A 675-nucleotide genomic window follows, 5' to 3' on the forward strand; every position below is an offset into this window, starting at 1 on the left:
TAGTGACATCGGTCAGCAGCCCGACGGTTGGTGAAGGTGGTAATTTAGTCTTTAGTGTCACCTTGAGCGGCACCAGCACGACAGCGACGACAGTGAACGTGACGCCATCTTCTGGTTCTGCAGTATTAGGAACCGATACAGGCGTACAACAAGTCTCCACCGATGGTGGTGTGAGCTGGACGACTTTGGGTAGTAGTGTCGTGGTACCAGCGGGAGCGAATGGCTTTCAGGTACGTATTGCAACGACGAACGACGGCGTGATTGAAGGATCTGAAACGATTACTTTATCCGCAGCGACAGCACAAAATACCGCAGCGATCGTGGGTACAGGCACGATCACGGATGGCGCAGTACCAACGATTAGTATCAGTGGTCCGGGCGACGTGAATGAAGCGGCAGGAACAGTGACGTACACCGTGAGTTTAAGTAGTGCGAATGCGGCACCAGTGAGTGTTAATTACAGTGCGGCCAATGGTAGTGCAGTAGCTGGCAGTGATTACACAGCAGTGGCTGGTAACGTCACGTTTGCTCCGGGTGAAACCAGTAAAACGATTACGGTTGCGATTAGCAATGACACGGTGTTTGAAGGAGCTGAAAACTTCCAGGTGAACTTATCTGCACCGAATAATGCGACGTTAGGCACGGCGAGTGTGACGACGACGATACATGATGATG

1 protein-coding gene is annotated in these 675 nt (G+C 51.9%); it reads left to right on the forward strand.

The window, feature by feature from the left end:
* Window positions 1-675: Calx-beta domain-containing protein (locus ACO0KW_RS20350; protein ID WP_423055168.1), on the forward strand; the 675-nt coding region annotated here is incomplete at both ends.

The sequence above is a fragment of the Undibacterium sp. Ji22W genome, from assembly GCF_049340305.1.
Taxonomy (GTDB): Bacteria; Pseudomonadota; Gammaproteobacteria; order Burkholderiales; family Burkholderiaceae_D; genus Undibacterium.